The organism is Telluria sp. RB2R28, assembly GCF_059685835.1.
Genome location: NZ_JCASIK010000001.1, coordinates 1,045,111 through 1,070,602, shown reverse-complemented (window position 1 = coordinate 1,070,602; position 25,492 = coordinate 1,045,111). Strand labels below are relative to the sequence as shown.

Genomic DNA, 25,492 nt, shown 5'->3' with positions numbered 1-25,492 from the left:
CAAAAAAGCCCGGCTGCTTGCGCAACCGGGCTTTTTTCAGCTAGGGCCGAACAGGCGACGATTTACTGCGCGTCGGTATTCGTGCCCAGTTGCGACGCCGTGGCCGTTACCTTGGCCTTGGCCTTGACCTTCAGCGCTTCGACGTAGTCGACCATCTGCTGCTGGCCCATCATGTTGCCGATCTGGTCGGCTTCCTGCTTGCGGCGCGCCGCGTCGAGCTGCGCCGGCTGCGAGACCTTGTTGATGCGGTAGACCGCGTAACCCTGGCCCGGCACATCGACACCGACATACGCCGGCAGCTTGGTGGCGTCAGCCTTGAGCACGGCAATCGCGCCTGCCTGGTTGATCGTCGGCTTCATGGTGCGCGAGACCGTCACGGGAGGGCCGAAACCGGTTGCGTCGCCTGCTGCCTTGGCTGCGGCCAGCTTGGCTTCGCCGGCCTGGCGTGCCAGGCGCACAGCTTCCTCGATCGTCACGCGCTGACGAATCTGCGCCTCGACCTCGGCCAGCGGACGCTTGGCCGCCGGACGCAGTTCAACCACACGACCTGCCACCAGCACGCTTGGCGCGACTTCCACTGCTTCGGTATTGCGCTTGTTTTTCAGCGCATCGTTACTGAACAGCGCAGTCAGGAACTTGGCGTTGTTGAACGGTGCATCCCCCAGCGCCGGATTCGGCGTACGGGTCAGGTTGTCGACGGTCTGGATCTGCAGCTTGAGCTTGTCGGCCACCGGCTTCAGGCTGTCCGACTGGTCATACGCCGTCTCGCTGAACACGCCAGCCAGTTCGGTGTACTTGGCAGCCATCTTCTGCTTCTTGAGGTCGCCCGCAATCTGTTCGCGCGCCGTGTCCAGCGACTTTTGCGTCGCCGGCTTGACCGAGTTCAGCTTGATGATGTGCCAGCCGAATTCAGACTGCACCAGGCCGCTCGTTTCGCCTTCTTTCAGCGTGAAGATCGCATCGTCCATCGACTTGCTGAACGTGCCCTTCGCTACCACGCCCAGGTCACCGCCCGACGGGGCCGAATCGGTGTCTTGCGAGTTGGCCTTGGCAATGGCAGCGAAGTTCGCTGGCGCTGCGCGCACTTGCGCCAGCACGGCTTCCGCCTTGGTCTTGGCGGCTGCCTGTGCGGCGGCACTGGCGTCTTTCGACACCGTGATCAGGATGTGACTGGCGCTACGCTGCTCGGGCGTCGTGTAGTTCTTGAGGTTCTTGTTATAGAAGTCGCTGATTTCGGCGTCCGACACCTGCACCTGGTTTTCGACGGTGGCGGCATTGAAGACGACGTATTCGGCCTTGACCTGCTCGGGAATCTGGAACAGCGGCGCGTTCTTGTCGTAATAGGCCTTGACCATCGCATCGGTGACTTTCACCTGCGGCAGATAAGTCGCGATCGGGAACACGATCTCCTGCACTTCACGTTCCTGGTCGTTGATGTTCGACAGGCGCGTTGCGACGCTGCGCGGTGCGAATGCCGTGGCCTGGATCGAACCGGTCAGCTGCTGCACGGTGAGGTCGCGGCGCAGGCGCTGGTCGAACATCGCCGGCGTCAGGCCTTGCGCTGCCAGGGCGGCCTTGTAGCCTTCCATGTCGAAGCCACCGTCCGGCTGGCGGAACTGCTGGATCTCCATGATGGTCTTTTGCAGCGTCGCGTCGCTCACGTTCATCTTGGAACGGGCAATTTCGGCGCTGATGGCCCGCTCACCGACCAGATTGTTGAGGATCGTTTTCTTCGCTTCGGCCGTCTCGAACATCTTCTGGTCGAACTGGGCGCCCATCATCTGGCGTGCCTGGTCGATCTGGCGACGCTGCGCATCTTCCCATTCCTGGCGCGAAATCTTTTCGCCGCCAACGGTGGCAACGTGGGTTCCGGCATCATTACTCTGGTAACTCTCCATCCCGACAAACACGAACGATGGGACGATCAAAAGAAGCAGGATCCCGTACATCCAACGCTTGTTGTTCCGAATAAATTCAAACATGGTCAGCCATTCAAGGTTGAGAATGCAATAACAGCACAAGTTAAAAAAAAAGGCGAACTCGCGTTCGCCTCTTCTCATCATGAGGCGGCTCAGCGAGCCACCCCTATTTTACGCAATTCTGGCGGAGCGGACGGGACTCGAACCCGCGACCCCCGGCGTGACAGGCCGGTATTCTAACCAACTGAACTACCGCTCCAGACATAATGTTTGTGCGTTTTTTGTGGCGGAGCGGACGGGGCTCGAACCCGCGACCCCCGGCGTGACAGGCCGGTATTCTAACCAACTGAACTACCGCTCCAGCAAAAAACACACCAACGAACATCAGGGACTACACAACAACCCCTGTTGCTTTCCTTCGCTTGTCACCGCGAAGAAGGCATTAGTTTACAGCATCTTTCAGCGCTTTACCAGCCTTAAATTTCGGGACGCGTGCAGCCTTGATTTTGATGGGCTCCTTGGTACGCGGATCGCGGCCCGTGCGTGCCGCGCGCTCGCCGACCGTGAAGGTGCCAAAGCCGACCAGGGTCACGCTGTCGTTCTTTTTCAGGGTCTCGGTCACGGCGTCGATCACGGCGTCGAGGGCACGCGCTGCCGATGCCTTGGTAATGTCCGCGGACTTCGCGATTTCTTCGATCAGTTCTGACTTGTTCACTCGTTCCCTCGTTTCCCGTTCGTGACGCACATGCGCCGCTGCTGCAAAAGTGCAGGCCGTATTAAACAAGGGCAACATGACGCTGTCAAGCGAGGCCGCTTCAACGCAGGTTCATCTGTGGCATAAGACGCGCCATCCCGACGACGCAAAAAAAAACAGGCGCCACCCGGGCGCCTGTTTCAGAAAGCTGCAAGCAGCTCGATACTATTTAGTGCTTGACCACTTCGGGCTTGGCTTCCACTGGCGCCGGCGCGACGGCCACTGCGGGATCTTCCACCAGCGGCTGCGGCTGACGCTCCAGTGCGATCTCCAGCACTTTCTCGATCCAGCGCACCGGCACAATCTCGAGCTTGTTCTTGACGTTGTCCGGAATCTCGGCCAGGTCCTTCACGTTCTGCTCGGGAATCAGCACCGTCTTGATGCCACCGCGATGCGCTGCCAGCAGTTTCTCTTTCAGACCGCCGATCGGCAGGACTTCACCGCGCAGCGTGATCTCGCCCGTCATCGCCACATCGGCGCGCACCGGGATGCCGGTGAAGGCCGAAACCAGCGCCGTCGTCATGCCGATACCAGCCGACGGACCATCCTTCGGCGTCGCGCCTTCCGGCACGTGGATGTGGATGTCGGCCTTCTCGAACGCCTCGTTCTTGATACCGAGGCGTGCGGCGCGGCTGCGCACCACGGTGCGGGCGGCTTCAATCGATTCCTTCATCACGTCGCCCAACGTACCGGTGCGGATGATGGCCCCCTTGCCCGGCACGTTGACGGCTTCGATCGTCAGCAGATCGCCACCGACTTCGGTCCAGGCCAGACCGACCACCTGGCCGACCTGGTTGTCTTTCTCGGCCACGCCGAAGTCATAGCGGCGCACGCCCAGGAACTTGTCCAGGTTCTTGCCGTTGACGATGACGCGCTTGTCGGCGCCCGCGCCCGGCTTTTTGAGCAACAGCATCTTGACGACCTTGCGGCAGATCTTCGACACTTCGCGCTCGAGCGAACGTACGCCGGCTTCGCGGGTGTAGTAACGGATGATGTCGCGGATCGCGGTCTCTTCGACCTTGATTTCGTCTTCCTTCAGGCCGTTGTTCTTCAACTGCTTCGGCAACAGATAGCGCAGCGCGATGCTGGTCTTTTCGTCTTCGGTGTAACCCGACAGGCGAATGACTTCCATCCGGTCCAGCAGCGCTGGCGGAATGTTGTACGAGTTCGAGGTCGCCACGAACATCACGTCCGACAGGTCGAAGTCCACTTCCAGGTAATGGTCCGAGAACGTGTGGTTCTGTTCCGGGTCCAGCACCTCGAGCAGGGCCGACGACGGATCGCCACGGAAATCGGCGCCCATCTTGTCGATCTCGTCGAGCAGGAACAACGGGTTGCGTACGCCGACTTTCGCCAGCGATTGCAGCACCTTGCCCGGCATCGAGCCGATATACGTGCGGCGGTGGCCACGGATCTCGGCTTCGTCACGCACGCCACCCAGGGCCATGCGCACGAACTTGCGGTTCGTCGCGCGGGCGATGGACTGGCCAAGCGACGTCTTGCCGACGCCCGGAGGACCGACGAAGCACAGGATCGGCGCTTTCAGCTTGTCGACGCGTTGTTGCACTGCGAGGTATTCCAGGATACGTTCCTTGATCTTGTCCAGGCCATAGTGATCCTGTTCCAGCACGGCTTCGGCACTGGCCAGATCGATCGCGACCTTCGACTTCTTGCGCCATGGGAGCGACACCAGCGTATCGATGTAGTTGCGCACGACGGTGGCTTCGGCCGACATCGGCGACATCAGCTTGAGCTTGCGAATTTCGGCCTGGGCTTTTTCCATGGCTTCTTTCGGCATCTTGGCAGCGACGACTTTCTTTTCGAGTTCCTCGATGTCGGCGCCCTCTTCGCCCTCGCCCAGCTCTTTCTGAATCGCCTTGACCTGCTCGTTCAGGTAGTACTCGCGCTGCGATTTTTCCATCTGGCGCTTGACGCGGCCACGGATACGCTTCTCGACCTGCAAGATGTCCAGCTCGCCTTCCAGCTGGCCGAGCAGGTGCTCGAGGCGCTTGGCGACGTTGAAGATCTCCAGGATCACCTGCTTCTGCTCGAGCTTGAGCGGCAGGTGCGCAGCGACGGTATCGGCCAGGCGGCCTGCGTCATCGATGCCGGCGAGCGACGCCAGGATTTCTGGTGGAATCTTTTTGTTGAGTTTGACGTACTGGTCGAACTGCTGGACGATCGCGCGGCGCATCGCCTCGACTTCGGAGTCGTCGCCGATTTCCGATTCGACCGGCGTCAGTTGCGCCGTGAAGTGCGTGGCGCCGTCATTGATCGTATCGATGCGGGCGCGCTGCGAACCCTCGACCAGGACCTTGACGGTGCCGTCCGGCAGTTTCAGCATCTGCAGAATATTGGCGACGCAGCCGATCTCGTAGATGTCTGCGGCGGACGGTTCGTCCTTGGCGGCGGCCTTCTGGGCGGCCAGCATGATGCTTTTGCCCTGCTCCATCGCGGCTTCCAGAGCCTTGATCGATTTAGGGCGGCCAACGAACAGAGGTATCACCATATGCGGGAACACAACCACATCGCGCAACGGCAGAAGTGGCAGCGTCGTTTGCTCGGTTAATTTCGAAGTTGTCATGGCATACCTTATAAAAAGCGTGTTCTGAACTTGGGCGCTGGACAGCCAAAACACAAGACCGTCCGGTAAAAATATATTCTGTAAGTAAAAGAAAACGTACTTGTCAGAGCATATAGCCGTTCCAATAAAAGACCCTCGGAAAATGAAAAAGCCACCGCACGGCGTACCGCGAGTGGCTTTTCGAATGAAGCCGGGATCTCTTATTGAGATTGATTGTACCGAGTTGAATCCGTGCGGCAAGCAATTTGTCGCTTGCCGACGGATTTTTTTCAGTTTTCTCCCGAAGCTTTTGCCGTTTCGCTGTAAATCAGCAAAGGTTTCGCGCCGTTCGTGATCGTATTTTCATCGATCACGACTTTCACGACATTCGACTGGCCTGGCAATTCATACATCACGTCAAGCAGCGCGTGTTCGAGAATCGAACGCAGGCCACGTGCACCGGTTTTACGGGCCAATGCTTTCTTTGCAATTGCATGCAGCGCTGCCGGACGAATCTCCAGTTCGGCGCCTTCCATTTCCAGCAATTTTGAATATTGCTTGATCAAGGCATTCTTCGGCTCGATCAGGATCTGGATCAGCGCTTCTTCGGTCAGCTCGGACAAGGCAGCCACCACCGGCAGACGGCCGACCAGCTCGGGAATCAGGCCGAACTTGATCAGGTCTTCGGGTTCGGCTTCGAGCAGGATCTCGGCGTTGTAGCCAGAATCGAGACTCTTGACCGTGGCGCCGAAACCGATGCCGCTCTTGACCGAACGGTTCTGGATCACCTTGGCCAGGCCATCGAACGCGCCGCCGCAGATGAACATGATGTTGGTCGTGTCGATCTGGACGAAGTCCTGGTTCGGGTGCTTGCGCCCGCCCTGCGGCGGCACCGATGCCATCGTGCCTTCGATCAGCTTGAGCAGCGCCTGCTGCACGCCCTCGCCCGACACGTCACGGGTGATCGACGGGTTGTCGGACTTGCGCGAGATCTTGTCGATCTCGTCGATGTAGACGATGCCGCGCTGCGCCTTTTCAACCTCGTAGTTGCAGCTCTGCAGCAGCTTCTGGATGATGTTCTCGACGTCTTCGCCGACGTAGCCGGCTTCGGTCAGCGTGGTCGCATCGGCGATCACGAACGGCACGTTCAGCATGCGGGCGAGCGTCTGGGCCAGCAGCGTCTTGCCGGAGCCGGTAGGGCCGACCAGCAGGATGTTGCTCTTGGCCAGTTCGACTTCGTCTTTCTTGCCCAGGTGCTTGAGGCGCTTGTAGTGGTTGTACACCGCCACCGACAGGATGCGCTTGGCCGTTTGCTGACCGATCACATACTGGTCGAGCAGCTCGGTGATTTCAAGGGGCGTCGGCAGGTCGGACTTGGCGCCCGTGACCGTTTCGACGTTCGAGGTTTCATCGCGGATGATGTCGTTGCACAAGTCGATGCATTCATCGCAGATGAACACCGACGGTCCTGCGATCAGCTTCTTGACTTCGTGCTGGCTCTTTCCACAGAACGAGCAGTACAACAGTTTTTCGCCGCTGGAGGATTTTTTCTCTGACATGGGGGCAGGACTCTATTGAATTGCTATGAATATAACGCTTAACCGGAAACGCAACAAGGGCGAATCCAAGGGCGCAACTGGTGCGCATGCGAACATGCTACCCGAAATAAAAAACAAACGCCCGAACGTGTTCGCGTCCGGGCGTTTTTTTCCAACATCACGCTGGATGCTCGGGCAATTTCTTAACCGCGGTGCGTGAGGACCTTGTCGATCAACCCATATTCGACCGACTCTTCGGCCGACATGAAGCGGTCACGGTCGGTGTCACGGTGGATCTGTTCGATGCTCTGGCCGGTGTTATCGGACATGATGCGGGCCAGACGCTCGCGCAGGTACAGGATTTCCTTGGCCTGGATTTCGATATCCGAGGCCATGCCTTGCGAGCCACCCGATGGCTGGTGAATCATGACGCGCGAGTTCGGCAGCGAGAAACGCTTGCCCTTGGCGCCGGCTGCCAGCAGGAAGGCGCCCATGGAGGCCGCCAGGCCCGTGCACAGCGTCGAGACGTCGGGCTTGATGAAGTTCATCGTGTCGAGGATCGCGAGGCCGGCCGAGACCGAGCCACCCGGCGAGTTGATGTAGAGCGAGATATCCTTGTCAGGATTTTCGCTTTCCAGAAACAGCATCTGGGCGACGATCAGGTTGGCCATCTGGTCATTGACGGGACCGACCAGGAAAATCACGCGTTCTTTCAAGAGGCGCGAGTAAATGTCGTAGGCGCGTTCGCCGCGACCACTTTGCTCGACGACCATCGGCACCAAGCCGAGTGCCTGTGTATCCAGTGCTGGATTGTGCATCATACCTGTCTCGTTCCTTGTTAGGGGTTGGTCAAATGGGCCATTGAAAAAAGCCGGCCTCGAGGGGCCGGCCTGCTTTTCTTAAGCCTGTGGGACGCTGCCCATCAGTTCATCGAAAGCGACGGTCTTGTTCGAGACCTTGGCCTTGCCAAGTACGTAGTTGACGACGTTTTCTTCCAATACAAGGGCTTCGACTTCACCGAGGCGACGACGATCACTGAAATAGTACTTCAGGACTTCTTTCGGGTCTTCGTAGCTCTGCGAGAAATCTTCGATCTGGGCTTTTACCTGGTCTTGCGTGGCTTGCAGATCGTTGTCGGCAACGAGTTGCGACAGGATCAGACCCAGGCGCACGCGGCGCTCGGCCTTGTCCTTGAACATCTCGGACGGGAATGGCAGCTTGGCCACGTCCATGCCGCGCTGTGCCATGTCCTGGCGGGTCATTTCGGCCAGACGCTCCGAATCCTGCTCGACCATCACGGTCGGCACGTCCAGTTCGGTGGCCTTGACCAGTGCATCCATCACGGCTTCCTTGTTGCGGGCCTTGACGCGGGCGCGCACTTCGCGCTCCAAGTTCACCTTGATGTCTTCGCGCATTTTCTCGATCGAGCCGTCTTCGATTCCCAGCGACTGGGCGAATTCGGTGTCGACTGCAGGCATGTGCGCCCACTCGAGTGCTTTCAGCGTGATGGTGAACTCGGCGGTCTTGCCGGCGACGTCCTTGCCATGGTAGTCCTCTGGGAACGCCAGCGGGAAGGTCTTGGCTTCGCCGACTTTCAGGCCGATCGTTGCAGCTTCGAACTCAGGCAGCATGCGGCCTTCGCCCAGCACGAATGCGTAATCTTCAGCCTTGCCGCCGTCGAATTCGACGCCGTCCAGCGTGCCGACGAAGTCGACGGTGACGCGGTCACCCTCGGCTGCGACTGGCTCGCCGCCGGTGCCGTGTTCGCCCTCTTCGCCCTTGGTGTGGTAGTGCACACGCTGCTTGCGCAGGATGTCGATGGTCTTGTCGATTTCGGTGTCGGACACTTCGGTCACGACGGTTTCGACTTCAACGGCTGCCAGGTCGCCAATGACGACTTCAGGATAGACTTCGAAGGTCGCGTTGAATTCGAGGACGCCTTCAGGAGCGTCGTCTTTTGGCTCGATTTTCGGGAAACCGGCAACGCGCAGTTCGTTGGCGACAGCGGCTTCGTTGAATGCGCGGCCAACTTTGTCGTTGAGCACGTCCGATTCGATCTGGTAGCCGTACTGGGCAGCGACCATCTTGAGCGGCACTTTACCCGGACGGAAGCCAGGCGCCTTGGCGGTCTTGGCCTGCTGTTTCAGGCGCTTCTCGACTTCAGTGCGGACGTCAGCGACCGGAAAAGAGATCGTCAAGCGACGTTCGAGTTTACCCAGGGTTTCGACTGCAGTTGCCATTGTAAAAATCGTCCAAAAAAATAATTATTCGTGGTGCGAGGAGGGGGACTCGAACCCCCACACCATTGCTGGCGTCAGGACCTAAACCTGGTGCGTCTACCAATTTCGCCATCCTCGCTCAGGATTGCAATATCGCCTCAAAAACAAAGGGCGCCCGACAGTAGAACCCGGCCGCCCTGCACTCCATTGTTTAGGGGCTACAACTTCAATCGATTATTTTACTGGAATTTCTGACACTATTGGGCATCATTTTTTCCAGTGCGGGGGTGAGTGCATTCATTTGCCGCCCACCCCTGCCGGCTTTTTCACGCGGAACCACGCCGCGTACAAGGCCGGCAGGAATAACAGCGTCAATGCCGTTGCCACCATCAGGCCGCCCATGATCGCCACCGCCATCGGGCCCCAGAACGTCGAGCGCGACAACGGGATCATCGCCAGCGCCGCCGCGGCGGCCGTCAGCAGGATCGGCCGGCAGCGGCGCACGGCCGCTTCGACGATTGCATCCCACGGATGGCTGCCGGTGGCAATGTCCTGCTCGATCTGGTCGACCAGGATCACCGAGTTACGGATGATCATGCCGAACAGCGCGATCACGCCCAGATTCGCGACAAAGCCGAACGGCCGGTCGAGGATCAACAGCGCCATCGCGGCGCCCGCCACCCCCAGCGGGCCGGTGAGGAATACCAGCAGCGAGCGCGAGAAGCTGTGCAGCTGCAGCATCAGCAGCGCAAACACGATGAACAGCACCAGCGGCACATTGGCGGCGATGGACGCCTCGGCTTCGGAGCTGTCGGCGGCGGCGCCTTCGATCGTCAGGCGGTAGCCGGCCGGCAGCCTGGCGCGGATCTCACCCAGCTGTTTGTCGACCTGCGCCGTCACGGTCGGCCCCTGGATGCCGTCGATCACGTCGGCCTGGACCATGATGGCCCACTCGCGGCCTTCGCGCCAGACGACGCCCGGTTCCCAGACGAAGCGCACGCGCGCCACCTGGCCGATCGTCACGGCCTGCCCGCTGGCGGTGGGCACCAGCGTTTCGGACAGGCGCGTGATGGTCGAACGCTCTTCCAGTGGCTGGCGCACGACCATGTCGATCAAGCGGTTCGATTCGCGAAACTGGCCGACCGCCGTGCCGGTGAGCGTCGTGTTGACCGCGCGCCGCACGGCCTGCGACGTCACGCCCAGCGCGCGCAGCTTGTCCTGGTCCAGATCGAGACGCAGCACCTTGATCGATTCGTTCCAGTTGTCGTTCACGCCCAGCGTGTTCGGATTGGCCAGCAGCGTCGCCCTGACCTGGTCGGCAATCCCGCGCACGACGCCGATGTCCGGCCCCAATACCTGGAACTGCACCGGGTACGGCACCGGCGGGCCATTGGCCAGCAGCCTGACGCGGCCGCGCACTTCGGGGAAATCGTGCTTGAAGATGTCGACGATCTTCAGCCGCAGCGCGTCGCGCGCAGCCGTGTTCACGGGCAGCACGACCACCTGCGAGACGTTCGACTGCGGGAAGATCTGGTCCAGCGGCAGGTAGAAACGCGGGCTGCCGGTGCCGACATAGCTCGTCACGCTCTGCACGCCCTGCTGTTTGGCCAGAAACGCCTCGAAGCGCTTGACGGTCGCCTCGTTGGCGGCAAAGCTCGTGCCCTCGGGCGACCACAGCTCGACCATCAGTTCGGGCCGGCTCGAATCCGGGAAGAACTGCTTCTCGATGAACGTGAAGCCGAAAATGCCCAGCGCGAACACGGCGAGCGTCAGCGCGATGGTCGTCTTGCGCCACTCGACGCACCAGGTCACGATGCGCCGGAAGCGCCGGTAAGCCGGGGAATCGAACACTTCATGGCCACTCTCGCCATGCGCGTGCGGCTTGACCTTGAGCAGCATGAAACCGATGTACGGCGTGAACATCACCGCCACCACCCAAGAGATCAGCAGCGCCAGCCCGTTGACCGAGAACATCGTGAACGTGTACTCGCCCGCAGCCGATTCGGCAAGACCGATCGGCAGGAAGCCCGCCGCCGTGATCAGGGTCCCGGTCAGCATCGGCATCGCGGTGGACGTGTAAGCGAAGGTGGCGGCTTCGAAGCGCGACAGGCCCTCTTCCATTTTGCGCACCATCATTTCGACGGCGATGATGGCGTCGTCCACCAGCAGGCCCAGCGCGATGATCAGCGCGCCCAGCGAAATCTTGTGCAGCGAGATGTCGAGCATGCGCATGGCCAGGAACGTGATGGCCAGCACCAGCGGGATCGACAGCGCCACCACCAGGCCCGGGTAGATATCGATGCGCCACTTGGGCTTGGTGTGCAGGCCCAGGGCGAGGAACGACACGACCAGCACGATGACGACCGCCTCGATCAGCACCTTGACGAATTCACCGACCGACTCCTTGACGGCCTGCGGCTGGTCGGCCACCCGTTCGAGCTCGATCCCGACCGGCAGCTGCGCGCGGATGCGGGCCACCGTGTCGGCCAGCCCCTTGCCCATCGTGATGATGTTGCCGCCCTTTTCCATCGATACGCCCAGGCCGATCACTTCCTTGCCATTGAAGCGCATCTTGTCGGCCGGCGGGTCCTGGTAGCCGCGCTTGACGGTGGCGAAGTCGCCGAGGCGGAACGTGGTGCCGCCGGCGCGCAGTTGCAGCGCCTCGATCTGGTCGAGCGTGCCGAGCGCGCCCGTCACCCGCACCGACAGGTTGTCTGTCGGCGTGACCAGCACGCCGCTGGCCTCGACCGCGTTCTGCGTGGCGATCTGGTTCACGATCTGCTCGAACGGGACCCCGAGCTGGGCAAATTTCTTGCTCGAGAACTCGATATACACTTTTTCGTTCTGCACGCCGAACTGCTCGACCTTTGCCACCAGCGGCACGCGCAGCAGTTGCTGGCGCACGAAGTCGGCGTAGTCGCGCATTTCGCCGTAGGTGAAGCCGTCGCCTGACAACGCGAAGATCGACCCGTAGGTGTCGCCGAATTCGTCGTTGAAGAACGGACCGATGACGCCCTGCGGCAGCGTGGCGGTGATGTCGCCGATTTTCTTGCGCACCTGATACCACGCGGCCGTTGTCTCCTTGGGCGGCGTCGATTCACGCAGCTCGATCAGGATCGTGGTTTCACCCGGCTTGGAAAAGCTGCGGATCGTGTTGACGTAGGGTGTCTCCTGCAGCTTGCGCTCGAGCGGGTCGGTGACCTGCTCGGCCATCTGCAGCGCCGTGGCGCCCGGCCACACGGCGCGCACGACCATCGCGCGGAAGGTGAATGGCGGGTCTTCGTCCTGGCCCAGTTCGAAGTAGCTCAGGATGCCGAACAGCAGACAGGCGGCGATCAGGAAGCGCGTGAGCGGGATGTGTTCCAGCGCCCAGCGCGACAGGTTGAAGCCCTTCATTGTGCGGCCCCGCCGTTGGCGGTCATGGCGGCTTCGGCGTCTGCCCGGCGCGCGATGTCGGCGGTGAGGATGCGCACCTTCTGCCCCGGCTTGAGCAGGTTCACGCCGGCCGTGACCACGTTCTGGCCGGCGCGCACGGCCCCGGAGACCAGCACGTCGTTGTCGACCTGGCCGGCCACCTGCACCGGCACGAGCCTGACGGCGCCGTTTTCGACCACCCAGACGCTGCTCGCGCCCTTGTTGTTGACCAGCGCGCTCAACGGCACACGCAGGCCGCCGGTGGTCGCCGCGCCTGTTGCCAGCTCCACCATCGCGCTCATCCCCAGGCGCGCATCGGCGCGGGCGGGCAGCGCGACTTTCACGGTGTAGGTGCGGGTCGCCGCATCGGCCATCGGCGCGATTTCGCGGATCTTGCCCGGGATGGTCTGCCCGGCATCGGCCCACAGGCGCACGACCACGTCGGCCGACTGGCGCAATCCGTCCACCTTGTTCTCGGGGATGCCGATCACGACTTCCTTCTCCGCGGTGCGGGCCACGTGCACCACTGGCGTGCCAGCCTGGACGACCTGCCCCACTTCGGCATCAATGGCCGTGACGACGCCATCGACGTCGGCGACGAGGGTCGTGTAATCGGCCTGGTTCGACTGGCCGCGCAAGCCGGCGCGCGCGGCGTCGACGTTGGCCTGGGCCGCCTTGAGCGCGCTTTGCTTGGCGTCGAGGACAGCCTGGCTGACGAAATTCTGGGAGCGCAGATTGACGTGCCGCTGGTAGTCGGCAGCGGCCAGTTCGCGCTCGGTGTCGGCAGCGCGCAGCGTGGCGCGGGCCTGGGTTTCCGCCAGCTTGACGTCTTGCGGATCGAGCCGCATCAGCACCGTGCCGCGCTTGACGGTCGCGCCCACATCCACCTTGCGTTCGATGATCTTGCCGCCGACCCGAAAGCCCAGCTGCGACTCGTAGCGTGGCCGCACGTCGCCTGAAAACTGCGACCGCTCGGCGCCCGCATCCGCCACCAGTTGAATCACCCGCACCGGACGGATATCCTCAGTCGGCGGCGCGGGCTTGGAGCATGCAGCCAGGGCGCCGGCGGCGCAGAAGGCGAGCAAGGCCGCCCGCAGGATTGGGGAAGAAAATCGGACAAACACGGTGGTGATCCTTTGACTGGGCATGCGGCGTCTCGCGCCGAAGCTGGCTGCGCGTCGCATGCTGCGTTGGCGCCAGTTTGTAATTCAGCAATTATAATCATGCAAATAGACAATGTGACGACTTTAGCGTCTTCCCTCTAAACATGGCCGTCAATCACTACGAGAACTTTCCTGTTGCGTCGATCCTGATGCCGCGCCGCCTGGTGCCGGCGGTCGAGGCGATCTACGCCTTTGCGCGCAGTGCCGACGACCTCGCCGACGAAGGCGACGCCGCGCCCGGCGAACGGCTGGCGGCGCTGCAAGCCTATGACCAGCAGTTGGACCGCATCGAGGCCGGCGCCGTTCCCGATGAGCCGATGTTCGCGCGGCTGGCCCATGTCGTGGCGCAATACCAGCTGTCGGTCGGGCCGATGCGCGATCTGCTGTCGGCCTTCCGGCAGGATGTCGTGACGCCCCGCTACCAGGAGTACGCGAGCCTGCTCGATTATTGCCGCCGCTCGGCCAACCCGGTCGGACGCCTGATGCTGGCCCTCTACGACACGGACGACGCGGTCAATCTGCGCGACTCGGATGCGATCTGCAGCGCGCTGCAACTGATTAACTTTATCCAGGACGTCGGAATCGACCTGGCCAAGGGCCGGATCTACCTGCCGCTGGAAGACCTGGCGCGGTACAAGGTCAGCGAAACGGCGCTGAAGGCAGGCGTCGTCGATGCGCCGTTCCAGGCCCTGATGCGATTCGAGGTCGAGCGCGCCCGCGCGTTGATGCTGTCGGGCGCGCCGCTGGCCAGGCGGCTGCCGGGACGCATCGGCTGGGAGCTGCGCATGATCGTCCAGGGCGGCCTGCGCATCCTCGACCGGATCGAGCGGGCCGGTTACGATGTGTTCAACCGCCGCCCGACGCTGGCCACCCCGGACTGGGTCGCCGTGGGCTGGGGCGCGCTGCGCATGTAAAAGTCACGGCGCACATCGCCGGCAGCGCTGTCTACCCTGCTAGAATGCTCGCCTGACGGTACAGCCGTGCCGCAGCCGCCCAACCAGCACTCCACGACGATTTTCATGTCTCCAGACGAATACTGCCAGCAAAAGACCGTTCAAAGCGGCTCCAGTTTCTACTACAGCTTCCTGTTTTTGCCGCCCGAACGCCGGCGCGCGATCACGGCGTTGTACGCCTTTTGCCGCGAGGTGGACGACACCGTCGACGAAGCCACCGACGGTTCCGTCGCGCGCATCAAGCTGGCCTGGTGGCGCACCGAGGTCTCGAAGATGTATGCGGGCACGCCGACGCATCCGGTGATGCTGGCGCTGCAGCCCCATATCGCCGTCTACAAGCTCGAAGAACAGCACCTGCAGGCGATCGTCAACGGCATGGAGATGGACCTCGACCAGAGCCGCTACCTCGATTACCCGGGCCTGCAGCGCTATTGCTGGCACGTGGCGGGCGTCGTGGGCATCCTGTCGGCCAGCATTTTCGGCTACACCAATCCGCAAACGCTGGCGTATGCCGAAAAACTGGGCCTCGCGTTCCAGCTGACGAACATCATCCGCGACGTCGGCGACGACGCGCGCAAGGGCCGCATCTATCTGCCGGTGAACGAGTTGCAGCAGTTCGGCGTCACGGCGAACGACCTGCTCAAGCTTCAGCACAGCGAAAAATTCGAAGCGCTGATGGCGTTCCAGGCCAAGCGCGCGCAAGCCATCTACGACGAAGCGCTGGCCCTGCTGCCAAAGGAAGACCGGCGCGCCCAGCGTCCGGGCCTCATGATGGCGTCGATCTACCGCACGCTGCTCGATGAAATCCAGCGCGACGGCTACCACGTACTGAATCAGCGTATCTCGCTCACGCCACTGCGCAAACTGTGGCTGGCGTGGAAGACGTATGTCCGCACCTAGGCTGCGCGTTGCAGTCGTCGGCGCGGGCTGGGCCGGCTGCGCGGCGGCAGTGACGCTGGCGCGCAAGGGCGCAGACGTCATCCTGTTCGAAGCGGCGCGCACCCTTGGCGGGCGCGCCCGTGGGGTCGACGTACGCGGCCTGGCGCTGGACAACGGCCAGCACATCCTGCTGGGCGCTTACGCCGAATCGCTGCGCATGCTGCGCGAGGTGGGCGTCGATCCCGATGCAGCATTGCTGCGCCTGCCGGTGCAGATGCGCTATCCGCCGGGTGGCGATGGCATGGACTTCGTCGCACCGCGCCTGCCAGCGCCGCTGCACCTGGCGTTCGCGCTGCTGCGCGCGAAGGGCCTGGCCCGCGCCGACAAGCTGGCACTGGCCCGCTTCAACAGCGCCGGGCGCTGGATGGGCTGGGCGCTGGACGTCGATTGCACGGTGGCCGAACTGCTCGAACGCTTCGACCAGACCGAGCGACTCACAACACTGATGTGGCGTCCGCTGTGCATCGCGGCGCTCAATACGCCGCCCGAACGCGCATCGGCCAATGTATTTTTGGCCGTGCTGCGCGACAGCCTGGGCGCCAGCCGGCGCGCGGCGTCGGACATGCTGCTGCCGCGCGTGGCGATGGGCGCCCTGTTTCCGGAGCCTGCCGGCGCCTGGCTGGTTCGCCAAGGTCACAGTGTGCGCCCTGGCGTCAAGGTTGCGGCGATTGCGCGCGAGGGCGACGGCTGGTGCCTGACGACGGGCGCTGGCGACGAGCGGGTCGATGCCGTGGTGCTGGCCACGCCGGCAACGGCCAGCGCCACGCTGCTGGCGCCGTTTGCCGACTGCGCCGCGCTTGGCGCGCAACTGGATGGCTTCACCTACGAGCCGATCGCGACCTGTTACCTGCAATATGCACCGGGCACGCGCCTGGAGCTGCCGTTCTACGCACTGCTGGACGATCCGCAAGCGGGCCGCTGGGGCCAGTTCGTGTTCGACCGCGCCCAGCTCGATCCTGGCCAGGAGGGCGTGTTTGCCGTCGTGGTCAGCGCCGCCGCCGAGGCTGCTGCGCTGCCGCGTGAGGCGCTCGCGGGCGCCATCGCGGCGCAACTGGCGCACGACTTTGGCCGGCCCGAACTGGGCACGCCAGTCTGGACCCAGCTGATCACGGAAAAGCGCGCCACGTTCACCTGCGCCCCCGGCCTGGTCCGGCCAGCCAACGTCACGCCGCTCGCGGGCGTGGTGCTAGCCGGTGACTACACGGCCAGCGATTACCCGGCGACGCTCGAAACGGCGGTGCGCAGCGGCCAGGGGGCGGCGACGGCCATCCTCGCCTACGGCGCCCTGCCCCGCGAAAAGCGCAGCCTGTCGCACGGCGATGGTGCAGCGGCGGCCGGCGCCGTACAGTAGCACCATCGAAACACCCCTGATGGACACCACCATGACACCCCGACTCGGACTGCGAACGGTCGCCCTGCTGCTTCTTGTGGCGGCCAGCACGCTCGTACTCGTCATGCCCGAACTGATCGGCGGCGCCGCGCACGGCACCGCCAGCGCGATCGGTGCAATCCCGGTCCTCGGTCACCACTAGGCCGGCGCGTATCGTATGGCGTACTTTTTCTCCAAGCTCGACTACCTCGACGCGCTCAAGCGCGCGCTGATGGGGCTGCCGCCCGACGTGCAGGCCAAGACGCTCGCGTGGTACGAGCAGCGCTTCGTCGACGGCGCAGCAGTCGGACGATCCGAACAGGATGTGGCCAAGGAGCTCGGTGACCCGCGCGACGTCGCGCTGACGCTGCGCACCAACGCTCATTTCGCGCAGCTGGCGCAAAAGCCGGCGTCCCCGGCGAGCTCCTTGGCGCGCACCGTCGTGTCGGGCTTTGGCCTGCTGGTCTTCAACCTGTTCATGCTGATTCCAGCGGCGGTGTTTGCGTCGTTGCTGATGGCGCTGTACATGTCGGCCTTTGGCGTCTATGTGTCGGGCATCGCCGTCACCGCCAGCGGCTTGGCCGGCTCGAACGAGCTGGTGCTGAGTGCCCCGCTGAGCCGCCTGGAAATGACGAACGACGACGACGGCGCGAGCGAAACGCAGACCCGGGTGTCGATCGGCGAGCATGGCATTCAGGTCTATGAAGAACCGGTTTTGAGGCCGGATTTGCGCTCCGAGGCCGGTGACGGTGGATCGGCCGCCGACAGCGAGAACCGTCATCAGCGTTCGCGCGTGCTGCGCGGCGCCGAGGCCGTGGCCGAACGCCGTATCCAGATCACCACTGACCTCGATCCCGATTCGCGCACGACGCAGGTGGTGCTCGGGTGCGCGCTGATCCTGGGCGGCATTGCGCTGTTCCTGCTGTCGCTGGTGTTCAGCAAGTACACGATCGCCGGCATCCGCCGCTACGTGAACATGAACATGTCATTGTTGAGGGGATAGCCGCCATGCGCTCATTGATGAAAGTTGGTTTCAGCCTGCTGCTGCTGGCAGCGGTGCTCGTGGCGCTCAGCTACAGCATGCTCAAGGCCAGCGGCACGGTCAGCGCCGCCGAAGGCCGCGCCGTCGCGCAGGACACGCGTCCGGTGCCGGCCGGCGTGGAGATCGTCGAACTCGACGGCCCCATCGACCTGAACCTGCGCTACGGCGCCACGCCGATGCTGCGGGTCAGCGGCGAGCAGCGCATGCTGGGCAATGTCGAGGTCACGGGCGACGGCAAGATCCTGCGCATCGGCATCCGCGGCATGGTGCTGCGCCACCGCGAACCGCTGGTGGTCGAGCTGGTGCTGCCGGTACTGACGTCGGTGACGATCGAAGGCAGCGGCGACAGCACGATCAGCGGCTTTTCGGGCGACGCCATCGCAATCCAGCTCAACGGCTCCGGCAGCGTGCGCTTCAATGGCCGCTACCGCGACGCCACGGTCGGCCTGACCGGCAGCGGCGACCTTGACGTGAATGGCGGCGCCGCGATGGACCGCGTCGAAACCCGCCTGATGGGCTCCGGCAGCATCACGGTCTCCGGCACCACCCGCGCCCTCGAAGCCGACACGACAGGCTCCGGCCGCCTCGACGCCGAACACCTGCGCGCCAGCGAAGTCACGCTAAGCCAGACCGGCTCCGGCGACAGCGTCGTCCAAGCCCGCAACACCATCCGCATCACCCTCAGCGGCAGCGGCGACGTCGAAGTCTACGGCAACCCCGCCGAACGCAGCACCAGCCGCACAGGCAGCGGCAGCGTCACCTACGAAGAATAACCCCCCAACAAATAGGGTCAGTGTCGAATTGTTTGACAACTTCAGTAAATCAGTTGCTCAATAATTCGACTCTGACCCCAATTGTTGGGCAATTGTCTTTTGGATAATTGGGGTCAGAGTCGAATTGTTTGACAACTTCAGTTAATCAATTGCTCAATAAATCGACTCTGACCCTACTTTTTGCTTAGCAGGCGGTGGGTTTCAGGCGTTCGACTTCGAGGCCGAAGAAGGGGCGCAGGCGGGTGCCGACCACGTTGCCGATGAAGGCGACGACCAGCCACAGCCAGCCGTGCAGGCTGCCCGACAGGATGCCGCTGAAGTACGCGCCGATGTTGCAGCCGTAGGCCAGGCGAGCGCCGTAGCCCAGCAGCAAGCCGCCGACGATGGCGGCGATCAGCGAGCGCATTGGCAGGCGCCAGACTGGCGCGTAGCGGCCGGCCAGCGCCGCCGCCAGCATCGCGCCAAGCACGATGCCGATGTCCATCACCGACGTGACGTCCTGCGAGATTGGCGAGGCCAGTGCGGCGGCATTGGCTTTCGTGGACCAGTACGCCCAGCTGGCCGTGTCGATGCCCATCACCGCGGCCGCTTTCGCGCCCCACAGTGCGAAGGCTGATGTGACGCCCCACGGACGACCTGACAGCGCCAGCGTCGCGAAGTTGAGCACGACCAGCGCGAGCGCGCCGGCCAGCAGCGGCCACGGGCCATGCAGCCATGGGGAGCGATGCGGCGGCTGCACGTGCGCCGGGACCAGTTTGCCGTGGCGGCGCTTTTCGACGACGATCGTGATGAATGCGATCAGCGCGAAGATGCCCCAGTTCAGTGCCAGCGCCGGCGCCAGGCCCAGTTCCTTGACGGCCGATAGCGGCGCCAGTTGCGGCATCGAGGTCCAGAACGGCATGTGCGCCGTGCCGATCAATGAGCCAATGATGAAGAACAGCAGCGTGACGATCATGCGCGTGCTGCCGCCACCGACCGTGTACAGGGTGCCGGACGCACAACCGCCGCCCAGCTGCATGCCGATGCCGAAAAGGAACGCGCCGACGATCACCGACGTACCGGCCGGCTGCACCAATCCAGTTACCGGCGCGCCGAACAGCGTACCGGCGGCCAGCGCCGGGAAGAACAGCGCCACGCCGACGGCCAGCATGACCATCTGCGCGCGCAGGCCGGCACCGCGGCCGTCGGCGATGAACACGCGCCAGGCCGACGTGAAGCCGAACGCCGCGTGGTACAGCGCCACGCCGAGCAGCGCGCCGACGATGTACAGCGCCGACTGGCGACCGCTCACCGCTTGCGCGAGATACCACGCGCCAAGCACGAGCAGGAACAACGCAACGCCAAGCGGGCGCACATTGAGGTCGACACGGGGCGGCATCGACAGAGTGGAAGAATTGGACATGACAGGCACCGTGCAAATGAAAGTAGGCCGGTATTGTCGTCGCTTTTGACAATCATTGCAGGCAACCCGCCAGTTTTGCACATCGCAGACACGGCAGGCAGCAGGCCGGCACGCCAGCGCTTACAATGCGCCAGCTGCTGCGAACCTGCACGGCGCATCATGCAACCAGGACCAAGATGGCCGCAATCACTCCACATATCAATCCGGCCGAGGTCGAATTCACCGCGATCCGCGCCCAGGGCCCGGGCGGGCAGAACGTCAACAAGGTCTCGTGCGCCGTGCATGCGCGTTTCGACATCCCGGCGTCGTCGCTGCCACAGCCGGTCAAGGAGCGGCTGCTGGCGCTGCGCGACACGCGCATCTCGCACGAAGGCGTGCTGGTACTGAAAGCGCAACAGTCGCGCAGCTTGGAACAGAACAAGGAAGACGCGCTGCGGCGCCTGCAGGAGCTGGTCGACAAGGCCGCGATCGTTCCCGTCACCCGCCGCCCCACTCGCCCGACACGCGGCTCGCAACTGCGGCGGCTCGATGGCAAGACGCGCAGCAGCCAGACCAAGGCGCTGCGGGGCAAGGTTACCGACTGAACGTCACGCGGGAGCGTGCAAAGTCCCGGACTCCACGCCGTCCAGCGCCGCATACCACGCCGCATACGGCGTATTGACCGCCATGCGCCGGTTGTAATCCGGCGCGCCATCGGTCCACCAGACCGGCCCCCGCTCTCCCAGTGCCCGCTTGGCCTCGTCGACACCGGCGCGGGCCGTGCGCTCGGCCGCCTCGTCACGCACCTTGAGCGCCGCCCCGACCTGCCGCCGTGCATCCATCAACCGGTTTACCCATTGTTGCCGCTCGTCCGGCGCCAGATGCGGATTACTGCTGCGCCAGAGGCGCCCCTTGACGACGAAGTAGCGGCCGTCCGGCGTGTTCGGATAACGGGGAGAAGAAGGCATGATGTTGACTATACCCGCCAGCCCGGGATGCCAGCGCCCGGCAGCAGGATACTCAAGGCATCACGCCATAGCGGTCGATGAAGTACTTGACCCCGCCGGGATTGGCCGCCATCCAGGCCTGCAGCGCCGGCCGGTACGCCTGACGGAACATCAGCAGCAGGATGGCCGGTTCGAGCTGCCCTTCACGCGCCAGCGCCCGCACCTGCAGCAGGCCCGGATCAAGGATACCTTCGCCGCTATTGGCCTCGGCCTCGTCGGCGATCTTCAAGGCCAGCCGCCACGCTTCGAGCTCGATCCCGAACGCCGACTTGGCCTTGGCCTTGTCTTCGGTGCGTAGCCGGACTTCCGTCATGCCCAGCGCCAGCCGGAACGCGTGATCAGGCGTCTTTTCCGCATCCGTTTTCGAATCGAGACTGATCACGTATTTGCCGTCCGCGTTTTCCGCCACGCGCACGCCACGGCGCAGGCCCAGCGCCTTCAAGGGCAAGCCGGCGCCGGCACGGTACATGGCCAGCTTGCTCCAGTTCGGCCGCTGCGACGGATCGGCCTCAATGGCCTTGTACAGCATCGCCTCGGCCGCGCCCCGTTTGTCCTGGTAGAACAGCGCGTCGGACAAGTAGCGCCAGGCCTGCGAATTGTGCGGCTCGATTAGGGTCGCCTGGCGAAACAGCGCCTCGGCGCCCTTCCAGTCCCGTTGCACGTAATAACAATTCCCGGCGGCGACCCAGGCACTGGAATACTGCGGATCGGCCAGCATCGTCGCCTCGTACTTTGCCAGCGCGGCCTTGATGTCCTGGCGCGCGAACGCCGCCTCGCCTTCGGCCATCAATTTCGCCACCCTGGCGTTTGGCTGATGCAGCGGTGGCGGCGCCGGATCGTCCAGCATGCGCAACACTTCCTGCGCCACCGGATCGTCGGCTGCCAGCAGGGTTGCCCGCTCGGCCAGCGCGCGCGCCATGTCGCGCAGCTGCGGCGCCTTGTCCTGCGGCGCCACCGTCGAGAGTTTCAGCACCAGGCCTGCCGCCAGCGACAATGGGATCGACGCGGTCGGATCGGCCAGTTCGGCCTGCTTGTACTTCGTCAGCGCTTCCTGGTAGCGGGCGCGGCCCTCCAGCGCCTGCGCTTCGAGCACCAGGCCACGACACGGCTGGCCGCAGCCGACGTCTGCATGGGCGCTCGGGGCGCCGGCGACATGCGTAGCGGCGAGAAGAGCTGCGAGCGTCAGTACGCGAAGAGAAGTCATTAAGGGGCCGTGGCGCGAAACGCTGATGAAGCGCTTATCTTACCAAGCACGCGCGCCGGAATAATTCACGGAATGTCACCGCTGTGCAGCATCCAGCCAGGCCAGCACGTCCCGCCCCGCCGCACGTCCGCTGGCAAAGCAGGCAGTCAGCAGGTAGCCGCCGGTGGGCGCTTCCCAGTCCACCATTTCGCCGGCGACGAACACGCCCGGCAGCGCGCGCAGCATCGCGCTCTCGCCGTCCATCGCATCGAATTGCACGCCCCCCGCGCTGCTGATCGCCTCGTCGATCGGGCGCGGGCGCAGCAGCGTCACCGGCAGCGCCTTGATGGCAGCGGCCAGCCGCGCCGGATCGGCAGAATCGGCTTTCGACAGGCACTCGTGCAGCAACCCGGCCTTGACGCCCTTGATCCCGAGCCGGCTTTGCAGGTGACTGGACATCGAGCGCGAACCGCGTCCTCGCGTGACTTCATCAAACACCCGCTGCGCACTGTGGTCCGGCGCCAGGTCGAGCCACAGCGTGGCCTTGCCATCGCGCGCAATCGCGTCGCGTAGCGGTGCCGACAGCGCATACACCAGGCTGCCTTCGACGCCGCCTGCCGTGACGACGAACTGGCCCTTGCGCCAGGCGATGGCGCCGTCGGCACCGCGCACGCCGGCCGCCACTGTCAACAGCGGCGCGCCGGCAAAGCGGCTGCTGAAATGCGCGCTCCAGCCGGTGTCAAAACCGCAGTTGGCCGGCGCCAGCGGCGCCACCTCGACACCGCGCTCGCGCAGCAGCGGCACCCAGGCGCCGTCCGAGCCCAGGCGCGCCCAGCTCGCGCCGCCCAGCGCCAGGATCGTCGCGTCGGCCTCGACCAGCCGTTCGCCGTCCGGCGTGGCAAAGCGCAGGCGGCCATCCTGCCAGCCGAGCCAGCGCTGGCGCATGTGAAAGCGCACGCCACTTTCCTTCAGGCGGTGCAGCCACGCGCGCAGCAGCGGCGCGGCCTTCATCTCGAGCGGGAACACGCGGCCCGACGTGCCGACGAAGGTCTCGATGCCAAGGTCGTGGATCCAGGCGCGCACGGCGTCGGCATCGAACCCATCGAGCCAGCCGTTCACGTGCACCTGGCGGTCGCGGTAGCGCTGCACGAAATCGGCATACGGTTCCGAGTGCGTGATGTTCATGCCGCCCTTCCCGGCCAGCAGGAACTTGCGGCCGACGCTGGCCATCGCATCGTAAACGTCGACCTGCACGCCCGCTGCCGCCAGCGTCTCGGCCGCCATCAGGCCCGCAGGACCGCCGCCGATCACGACGACACGGGGCGAGAAGGTGGAAGCGGCGGGCTGAGTCATGGTGACGAACGAGAAAAAGCGGGACCCGCATTGTAGTCGACTTCCCGCTCCAAAAAACGCTGTAAAGGATGCTTGACATCACAAAATAACGGGCCTACGATGTAAAGCATCCTTTACTAACCAAGAGAGGCACCAGATGGCTGCGAGCAAGCATGAAAAACGGGTTTACAAGGCGTACCTGCGCGAGATGGCCGGCGCGTTTCTGGTCTATGCCGTCCTGCTGATGGCCTCCATCCGCTTCGGCCGGCCGATGGACGACGGCCTGCCCCGCATCCTGGTGCTGCTCTCGCCGATGCTCGGCTTTTGCCTGGCGCTGTGGGCGATCGCCCGTCATCTCGGCCGGGTCGACGAATACCTGCGCAGCTTTTTGCTCGAATCGTTTGCGCTGGCCGCCGGGCTGACCGCCGGGCTCACGTTCAGCTACGGGTTCCTCGAGACCGCCGGCTATCCGCGCATGTCGATGTTCTCGGTCTGGATGGTGCTGTGCGGCGCGACCATGCTGGTATGCCTGGTACGCTCGGTGCACGAGAAGCTGCAGACACGATGAAAAACCGTATCCGCGAACTGCGCGCCACGCAGGGCTGGAGCCAGGCCGACCTGGCCGAGCGCCTGGACGTTTCGCGCCAGAGCGTCAACGCGATCGAAACGGGCCGTTACGATCCCAGCCTGCCCCTTGCCTTTGCCATTTCCCGGCTGTTCGGCCTGCCGGTCGAAGCCATCTTCACACCTGATCAGGAGACCGCATGAAAGCTGCACTGTTGTTGACCCTGGCGCTCGGCGCCGCCCCCTTTGCCGCAGCACAGTCTCCGGCCCCGGCAACCCAGAGCGCGAACCGCTTTGCCGCCAGCATCAAGCCGGCCGAAACGTTCGAATCCGGCGCGCTGCTGGTCGAGCGCCATGGCAGCAAGGGCCGCCCGGTGATCCTGATTCCTGGCCTGGCCAGTGGCCCGTGGGTGTGGCAGGACGTGATCCGCCAGTTCAAGGACGAGTTCACGCTGTATGTCGTGACGCTGCCCGGCTTCGACGGCCGTCCCGGGCCCACTGGCGAACCCTTCGAAGGCGCGCGCGCCGCACTGGAAGGCTTGATCGCGCAGCGCAAGCTGAACAAGCCGATCCTCGTCGGCCACAGCCTGGGCGGTACGCTCGCCTACGCCGTGGCGCAGGACCTGGGCAACGGCATCGGCGGCGTCGTGGCGCTCGACGGCTTGCCGGTGTTTCCCGGCACCGAAAACATGCCGCCCGCACAGCGCCCGCAAGCGGCGCAACGCGTGCGCGACACGATGGCCGTCGCCGATCCGAACGCCTGGGCCGCGCAGCAGCGCCAGTATATGCGTGGCCAGGGCGTACTCGACATCGGCAAGGCCGACGACATCACGCCGCTGCTGCTGCGCAGCGACCGCGCCGCCGTCGGCGCCTACGTGGCCGACGCGCTGGCGCTCGACCTGCGTCCGGGCCTCGAAAAAATCACTGCGCCGCTGCTGGTGGTGGCGCCGTTTTACCAGTACGATGGGGCGCAGGACACCATGACGGCCGACGACAAGGTCGCGCACTACCGCAGCCTGGTCGAGGGCATTCCCTCGGTCGAGGTGGTGCCCATCGCGCCGTCCCGGCACTTCCTGATGATCGACCAGCCGCTGGCCCTGGCCGGCATCCTGCGCCGCTTTTTCGACCGTCGTTGAAAGGAGTTTTCCATGCGCCCTGTCACCTACTGGATCGGCCAGTTCCTGCTGGCCGCCGGCACCATGTTCCTGCTGCTCGCCGCCGTCGACCTGATGCGCGGCGACAGCCTGGCCGCCACCTGGCCCGCGACGCTGGGCTGGTCGGCCGCGGCGGCGGCGATCTTCGTCGCCTCGCGCTGGCGCCAGGCCAGCCGCGGGATCGGCTGCGCTGTCTGCAAGGATGAGCAGGCGCGCTGACGATTA

At 64.0% G+C, this 25,492-nt stretch carries 23 protein-coding genes and 3 tRNA genes; 11 read left to right on the top strand and 15 right to left on the bottom strand.

Translation table 11 applies throughout. From position 1 onward, the window contains the following. Positions 1–62: 62 nt before the first annotated feature. The 11 genes from AC56LV_RS04795 to AC56LV_RS04745 form a co-directional block, all read right to left on the bottom strand. Positions 63–1,982 (bottom strand): SurA N-terminal domain-containing protein, encoded by a 1,920-nt coding sequence (locus AC56LV_RS04795; RefSeq protein WP_499556271.1) that lies wholly within the window; start codon positions 1,980–1,982, stop codon positions 63–65. 119 nt (positions 1,983–2,101) lie between these two features. Beyond that, a tRNA-Asp gene (locus tag AC56LV_RS04790) sits at positions 2,102–2,178 on the bottom strand. Between the two features lie 25 nt (positions 2,179–2,203). Further along, positions 2,204–2,280: transfer RNA gene (locus AC56LV_RS04785), tRNA-Asp, on the bottom strand. 81 nt (positions 2,281–2,361) lie between these two features. Further along, positions 2,362–2,634, bottom strand: coding sequence for an HU family DNA-binding protein (locus tag AC56LV_RS04780; RefSeq protein ID WP_499504351.1), 273 nt, complete (start codon positions 2,632–2,634; stop codon positions 2,362–2,364). Between the two features lie 208 nt (positions 2,635–2,842). Continuing rightward, positions 2,843–5,257: an endopeptidase La gene (gene lon / locus AC56LV_RS04775; protein WP_499556270.1), complete on the bottom strand. Its 2,415-nt coding sequence runs from the start codon at positions 5,255–5,257 to the stop codon at positions 2,843–2,845. 269 nt (positions 5,258–5,526) lie between these two features. Further along, positions 5,527–6,795, bottom strand: a complete 1,269-nt coding sequence (gene clpX, locus AC56LV_RS04770) for an ATP-dependent Clp protease ATP-binding subunit ClpX (protein ID WP_183552143.1) — start codon at positions 6,793–6,795, stop codon at positions 5,527–5,529. 182 nt (positions 6,796–6,977) lie between these two features. Then, positions 6,978–7,595 (bottom strand): ATP-dependent Clp endopeptidase proteolytic subunit ClpP, encoded by a 618-nt coding sequence (gene clpP / locus AC56LV_RS04765; RefSeq protein ID WP_307732379.1) that lies wholly within the window; start codon positions 7,593–7,595, stop codon positions 6,978–6,980. Between the two features lie 78 nt (positions 7,596–7,673). Next, positions 7,674–9,014 carry a trigger factor gene (gene tig / locus AC56LV_RS04760; RefSeq protein WP_499502146.1) on the bottom strand — a complete coding sequence of 447 codons (1,341 nt, stop codon included), beginning with the start codon at positions 9,012–9,014 and terminating at the stop codon, positions 7,674–7,676. Positions 9,015–9,045: 31 nt separating this feature from the next. After that, a tRNA-Leu gene (locus AC56LV_RS04755) sits at positions 9,046–9,132 on the bottom strand. Between the two features lie 158 nt (positions 9,133–9,290). Continuing rightward, a complete protein-coding gene (locus AC56LV_RS04750) occupies positions 9,291–12,389 on the bottom strand; it encodes an efflux RND transporter permease subunit (RefSeq protein WP_499556269.1) in 3,099 nt (1,032 codons plus the stop codon). Continuing rightward, complete coding sequence (locus AC56LV_RS04745) at positions 12,386–13,555, bottom strand: efflux RND transporter periplasmic adaptor subunit (protein WP_499556268.1); 1,170 nt, start codon at positions 13,553–13,555, stop codon at positions 12,386–12,388. The genes AC56LV_RS04750 and AC56LV_RS04745 overlap by 4 nt, the downstream gene beginning before the upstream one ends. Positions 13,556–13,674: 119 nt before the next feature. On the opposite strand from AC56LV_RS04745, the gene hpnC reads away from it, so the two are divergent. From hpnC to AC56LV_RS04715, 6 genes are all read left to right on the top strand, one after another. Further along, complete coding sequence (hpnC, locus tag AC56LV_RS04740; protein WP_499556267.1) at positions 13,675–14,484, top strand: squalene synthase HpnC; 810 nt, start codon at positions 13,675–13,677, stop codon at positions 14,482–14,484. Between the two features lie 105 nt (positions 14,485–14,589). Continuing rightward, entirely contained in the window at positions 14,590–15,423 is an 834-nt protein-coding gene (gene hpnD, locus AC56LV_RS04735) for a presqualene diphosphate synthase HpnD (RefSeq protein ID WP_258837886.1), read from the top strand. Beyond that, positions 15,410–16,813, top strand: a complete 1,404-nt coding sequence (gene hpnE / locus AC56LV_RS04730; protein ID WP_499556266.1) for a hydroxysqualene dehydroxylase HpnE — start codon at positions 15,410–15,412, stop codon at positions 16,811–16,813. The genes hpnD and hpnE overlap by 14 nt, the downstream gene beginning before the upstream one ends. A 31-nt stretch (positions 16,814–16,844) precedes the next feature. After that, the gene (locus AC56LV_RS04725) at positions 16,845–16,994 is read left to right on the top strand and encodes a hypothetical protein (RefSeq protein WP_343028146.1); all 150 of its coding nucleotides are present in this window, start codon (positions 16,845–16,847) and stop codon (positions 16,992–16,994) included. Positions 16,995–17,009: 15 nt separating this feature from the next. Further along, positions 17,010–17,834, top strand: a complete 825-nt coding sequence (locus AC56LV_RS04720) for a DUF1700 domain-containing protein (protein ID WP_499556265.1) — start codon at positions 17,010–17,012, stop codon at positions 17,832–17,834. 17 nt (positions 17,835–17,851) lie between these two features. Beyond that, positions 17,852–18,646 (top strand): GIN domain-containing protein, encoded by a 795-nt coding sequence (locus AC56LV_RS04715; protein WP_499556264.1) that lies wholly within the window; start codon positions 17,852–17,854, stop codon positions 18,644–18,646. A gap of 184 nt (positions 18,647–18,830) precedes the next feature. Here AC56LV_RS04715 and AC56LV_RS04710 read toward each other — a convergent pair whose 3' ends face one another. Further along, positions 18,831–20,048, bottom strand: a complete 1,218-nt coding sequence (locus AC56LV_RS04710; RefSeq protein ID WP_499556263.1) for a YeeE/YedE family protein — start codon at positions 20,046–20,048, stop codon at positions 18,831–18,833. A 176-nt stretch (positions 20,049–20,224) separates the two neighbouring features. Between AC56LV_RS04710 and arfB the strand changes: the two genes are divergently transcribed. Further along, on the top strand, positions 20,225–20,632 hold the full coding sequence (gene arfB, locus AC56LV_RS04705) for an alternative ribosome rescue aminoacyl-tRNA hydrolase ArfB (RefSeq protein ID WP_499556262.1): 408 nt from the start codon (positions 20,225–20,227) through the stop codon (positions 20,630–20,632). A 3-nt stretch (positions 20,633–20,635) separates the two neighbouring features. Here the strand turns inward: arfB and AC56LV_RS04700 are convergent, their stop codons facing one another. From AC56LV_RS04700 to AC56LV_RS04690, 3 genes are all read right to left on the bottom strand, one after another. Next, positions 20,636–20,995 carry a hypothetical protein gene (locus AC56LV_RS04700; protein WP_499556261.1) on the bottom strand — a complete coding sequence of 120 codons (360 nt, stop codon included), beginning with the start codon at positions 20,993–20,995 and terminating at the stop codon, positions 20,636–20,638. 52 nt (positions 20,996–21,047) lie between these two features. After that, complete coding sequence (locus AC56LV_RS04695) at positions 21,048–22,238, bottom strand: tetratricopeptide repeat protein (protein ID WP_499556260.1); 1,191 nt, start codon at positions 22,236–22,238, stop codon at positions 21,048–21,050. Between the two features lie 75 nt (positions 22,239–22,313). Further along, positions 22,314–23,570 (bottom strand): TIGR03862 family flavoprotein, encoded by a 1,257-nt coding sequence (locus tag AC56LV_RS04690; protein WP_499556259.1) that lies wholly within the window; start codon positions 23,568–23,570, stop codon positions 22,314–22,316. 136 nt (positions 23,571–23,706) lie between these two features. Here AC56LV_RS04690 and AC56LV_RS04685 point away from each other — a divergent pair, with 136 nt between their 5' ends. Genes AC56LV_RS04685 through AC56LV_RS04670 form a run of 4 tightly spaced genes read left to right on the top strand, consistent with a single transcriptional unit; the run spans position 23,707 to position 25,486 of the window. Then, a complete protein-coding gene (locus AC56LV_RS04685; RefSeq protein WP_499556258.1) occupies positions 23,707–24,117 on the top strand; it encodes a hypothetical protein in 411 nt (136 codons plus the stop codon). After that, the gene (locus AC56LV_RS04680; RefSeq protein ID WP_183552114.1) at positions 24,114–24,317 is read left to right on the top strand and encodes a helix-turn-helix transcriptional regulator; all 204 of its coding nucleotides are present in this window, start codon (positions 24,114–24,116) and stop codon (positions 24,315–24,317) included. Before AC56LV_RS04685 ends, AC56LV_RS04680 begins: the two co-directional genes overlap by 4 nt. Then, on the top strand, positions 24,314–25,249 hold the full coding sequence (locus AC56LV_RS04675) for an alpha/beta fold hydrolase (protein WP_499556257.1): 936 nt from the start codon (positions 24,314–24,316) through the stop codon (positions 25,247–25,249). The genes AC56LV_RS04680 and AC56LV_RS04675 overlap by 4 nt, the downstream gene beginning before the upstream one ends. A gap of 12 nt (positions 25,250–25,261) precedes the next feature. Next, a complete protein-coding gene (locus AC56LV_RS04670; protein ID WP_499556256.1) occupies positions 25,262–25,486 on the top strand; it encodes a hypothetical protein in 225 nt (74 codons plus the stop codon). The last annotated feature ends 6 nt before the right edge of the window (positions 25,487–25,492 follow it).

Bases quoted from the DNA above. Each gene is read 5' to 3' on its own strand.
- AC56LV_RS04795 (WP_499556271.1), bottom strand. From the start codon at position 1,982: ATGTTTGAATTTATTCGGAACAACAAGCGTTGGATGTACGGGATCCTG.
- lon (WP_499556270.1), bottom strand. From the start codon at position 5,257: ATGACAACTTCGAAATTAACCGAGCAAACGACGCTGCCACTTCTGCCG.
- clpX (WP_183552143.1), bottom strand. From the start codon at position 6,795: ATGTCAGAGAAAAAATCCTCCAGCGGCGAAAAACTGTTGTACTGCTCG.
- clpP (WP_307732379.1), bottom strand. From the start codon at position 7,595: ATGATGCACAATCCAGCACTGGATACACAGGCACTCGGCTTGGTGCCG.
- tig (WP_499502146.1), bottom strand. From the start codon at position 9,014: ATGGCAACTGCAGTCGAAACCCTGGGTAAACTCGAACGTCGCTTGACG.
- AC56LV_RS04750 (WP_499556269.1), bottom strand. From the start codon at position 12,389: ATGAAGGGCTTCAACCTGTCGCGCTGGGCGCTGGAACACATCCCGCTC.
- AC56LV_RS04745 (WP_499556268.1), bottom strand. From the start codon at position 13,555: ATGCCCAGTCAAAGGATCACCACCGTGTTTGTCCGATTTTCTTCCCCA.
- hpnC (WP_499556267.1), top strand. From the start codon at position 13,675: ATGGCCGTCAATCACTACGAGAACTTTCCTGTTGCGTCGATCCTGATG.
- hpnD (WP_258837886.1), top strand. From the start codon at position 14,590: ATGTCTCCAGACGAATACTGCCAGCAAAAGACCGTTCAAAGCGGCTCC.
- hpnE (WP_499556266.1), top strand. From the start codon at position 15,410: ATGTCCGCACCTAGGCTGCGCGTTGCAGTCGTCGGCGCGGGCTGGGCC.
- AC56LV_RS04725 (WP_343028146.1), top strand. From the start codon at position 16,845: ATGACACCCCGACTCGGACTGCGAACGGTCGCCCTGCTGCTTCTTGTG.
- AC56LV_RS04720 (WP_499556265.1), top strand. From the start codon at position 17,010: ATGGCGTACTTTTTCTCCAAGCTCGACTACCTCGACGCGCTCAAGCGC.
- AC56LV_RS04715 (WP_499556264.1), top strand. From the start codon at position 17,852: ATGAAAGTTGGTTTCAGCCTGCTGCTGCTGGCAGCGGTGCTCGTGGCG.
- AC56LV_RS04710 (WP_499556263.1), bottom strand. From the start codon at position 20,048: ATGTCCAATTCTTCCACTCTGTCGATGCCGCCCCGTGTCGACCTCAAT.
- arfB (WP_499556262.1), top strand. From the start codon at position 20,225: ATGGCCGCAATCACTCCACATATCAATCCGGCCGAGGTCGAATTCACC.
- AC56LV_RS04700 (WP_499556261.1), bottom strand. From the start codon at position 20,995: ATGCCTTCTTCTCCCCGTTATCCGAACACGCCGGACGGCCGCTACTTC.
- AC56LV_RS04695 (WP_499556260.1), bottom strand. From the start codon at position 22,238: ATGACTTCTCTTCGCGTACTGACGCTCGCAGCTCTTCTCGCCGCTACG.
- AC56LV_RS04690 (WP_499556259.1), bottom strand. From the start codon at position 23,570: ATGACTCAGCCCGCCGCTTCCACCTTCTCGCCCCGTGTCGTCGTGATC.
- AC56LV_RS04685 (WP_499556258.1), top strand. From the start codon at position 23,707: ATGGCTGCGAGCAAGCATGAAAAACGGGTTTACAAGGCGTACCTGCGC.
- AC56LV_RS04680 (WP_183552114.1), top strand. From the start codon at position 24,114: ATGAAAAACCGTATCCGCGAACTGCGCGCCACGCAGGGCTGGAGCCAG.
- AC56LV_RS04675 (WP_499556257.1), top strand. From the start codon at position 24,314: ATGAAAGCTGCACTGTTGTTGACCCTGGCGCTCGGCGCCGCCCCCTTT.
- AC56LV_RS04670 (WP_499556256.1), top strand. From the start codon at position 25,262: ATGCGCCCTGTCACCTACTGGATCGGCCAGTTCCTGCTGGCCGCCGGC.